The organism is Pseudomonas sp. P5_A2_2, assembly GCF_054177685.1.
The window spans coordinates 1-2,265 of sequence record NZ_JBGCUL010000738.1; the positions used below are offsets into that span (position 1 = coordinate 1).

Below are 2,265 nucleotides of genomic sequence, written 5' to 3' on the forward strand. Positions count from 1 at the left end.
CGTCAACACCGGGACGATGTTCACGCTGGTGCCGCTGATGACCCTGGTTTTCGAGGCCGTGCTGACACCTGACGGTAACCTGAAACAACGGATTGTGCCGATGCTGCTCGCCGCTGCCGGGGCGGTTTTGCTGATCATGAAAGGCACCGGCCCCGGCGAGTTGCCATCGCTGTATGCATTGACCGTGTACGGCATCGGTTGCCTGGCAATGGCGCTATACGCTCCCCTCAGCCAACGCCTGAAAGCCAATAGCCTCAAGGGGCGCGGGCCGGTGCCAATGACGTTCTGGAACATGCTGTTCGGTGCGCTGTTTCTGCTGGCGTTCTGTGGCTTGAGTGGCGGTTGGCGCTCGGCATCATTACTGACGCTCAACGATTTCTATTGGCTGATGTACCTGGCGGTGTTCGCTACCCTGGCGACGTTCTGGCTGCTGCATCGGGCCATCGGCGTGATCGCGCCATCCTCGGTGATTTCCTACATCTACCTGAGCACGCTGTTCATCACCTTGTTTCATTGGCTATGGGGGCGCCAGATGCCCCTGCCGCTGGAGTTGGCCGGCGCAATGCTGGTGGGCATCGGCATGTTCGCGCTGTTGATGTCCAGCCGCCGCGCCGTGTCGGCGATGGTCCAGGGCTGACACGGGCTTGGGCGAAACGTCCTGCAAGGCATTCTCCCTGCTCGCTCATTCCGCTAGGATCTTTCGCTCATCCTTGCGCACGGTCAGTGCAAGGGACGCAGCGAGACGCAATGGATGCTGAACAGTAATTCGCTTAGAAAACTCGACATGCAGGACCTCATGGTGTTCGTCGCCGTGTACGAGCAAAACAGCGTCACCGGCGTATCCGAGACGCTCTGCGTCAGCCAGTCCACGGTAAGTTACTGCCTGAAAAAACTGCGCACCTGTTTCGGTGACGAACTGTTCATCAATACCCGCACCGGCGGCATGCAGCCCACCTGCAAGGCCGGCGCGATGTAYCCTCACCTGCTTAAAATCCTCGAAAGTATCAACCTGTGTCACGCCGGCCCACCCACGTTCGACCCCGGCCTGAAACCCGTGACCTTCAACATCTGCGCACCGGAATATTTCGAACAGTTGATCCTGCCGCGCCTGCTGAAACGCTTCGACCTCGCCGATCTTCCAGTGATGGTCAATGTGTTCAAACTCGAAGCCGATATCCCTGCCGAAGCGTTGCGCGAAGGCAGCCTCGACCTGGTGATGTGCTTCGGCCCGCACTTTCATCGCAGTCACGTCGACTTCAAATCCCGGACGCTGCTCGAAGACGATCTGGTGTGTGTTTTCGACAAACGCGCCACGCCGGCGGAACAACGCTTGAGTCTGCAAACCTATGTCGACCGTCGACACGTGTTCCCGACACCCTGGACGTCCGCCACCAACATGGTCGACGGCTGGCTTGCGCAGCAAGGACAACAGCGCCAGATCGTCGCACGCGCCAACAGCTACAGCGCAGCGCTGAAGCTGATTGCCGGCACCGACTATGCCCTGACCCTGCCCCGGCGCATCCAGCGACTTCTGGCCAACACAGACACCTTCAATCACTGTGAAGCGCCCAAAGGCTTGCCGGGTTTCACCCTCGACATGCAGTGGAATCAGGGTGCTGATCAGGACAGCGCCAACACCTGGCTGCGAGAGCAGGTGATCCAGACCAGCATCGAGCAGGAAACGGCCTGATACTCAGTTGTTGATGGCGGTCTTGCTGTAGGAATCGCGATCGATGTCGAGAATTTCCACGCACAACTGGACCTCAACGCCACTCGGCCACTCACACAGGCCCTGAACCACCTCCAGCAGGCTTTCGGAGAGCTGTTTCTTGATCTGTGCGGAACGACCACTCAACAGCGCCAGCTTCACATGCACGAATGCCCGCTCAGCCAATGCCGTGCCAACCTTGAATGTCTCGACCATGACCGCGCGGCTCTTGATGTCAAATTCGGCAGAAAATTGACCGGAACCCACCAACGTATTGTTCAACCGCATCAATGCCACATCGGCATTCAAGTCAGTCAGGTTGGCGGTGTATTCCATGTGCAGGTGAGGCATGAGTTGGTTCCTGTAAGGGGGGGGACGGATCGAACATATAACACAACGCCGCTGTTCATTCGGGCAGCGGCAAAACGGCACGCTCACTCATGAACGCCTCCAGACGCGAGCGCAACCAACGCTCGGCGGGGTCGGCGTCAACATGACTGAGCCAGACCATGGACAGGTCCAGGGTGGGTGTCTGGATTGGAAAGGGTTCCTTGAAC

The 2,265-nt window shown here is 58.7% G+C and carries 3 protein-coding genes and 1 pseudogene; 2 read left to right on the forward strand and 2 right to left on the reverse strand.

Annotated elements, in window-relative coordinates; all coding sequences use genetic code 11:
- A partial coding sequence (locus tag ACXRVY_RS24985) for an EamA family transporter (RefSeq protein WP_458238518.1) occupies positions 1 to 637 on the forward strand: 637 nt, incomplete at its 5' end.
- Positions 638 to 751: 114 nt separating this feature from the next.
- Positions 752 to 1,690 (forward strand): LysR family transcriptional regulator, encoded by a 939-nt coding sequence (locus ACXRVY_RS24990; RefSeq protein WP_223461981.1) that lies wholly within the window; start codon positions 752 to 754, stop codon positions 1,688 to 1,690.
- 3 nt (positions 1,691 to 1,693) lie between these two features.
- Here the strand turns inward: ACXRVY_RS24990 and ACXRVY_RS24995 are convergent, their stop codons facing one another.
- Positions 1,694 to 2,059, reverse strand: coding sequence for a 5-carboxymethyl-2-hydroxymuconate Delta-isomerase (locus ACXRVY_RS24995; RefSeq protein ID WP_223461979.1), 366 nt, complete (start codon positions 2,057 to 2,059; stop codon positions 1,694 to 1,696).
- 55 nt (positions 2,060 to 2,114) lie between these two features.
- Positions 2,115 to 2,265, reverse strand: a pseudogene (locus tag ACXRVY_RS25000) (LysR family transcriptional regulator); the annotation flags it as partial.

Excerpts from the sequence above, each read along its gene's own strand:
- ACXRVY_RS24995 (WP_223461979.1), bottom strand. The coding sequence starts at position 2,059 with ATGCCTCACCTGCACATGGAATACACCGCCAACCTGACTGACTTGAAT.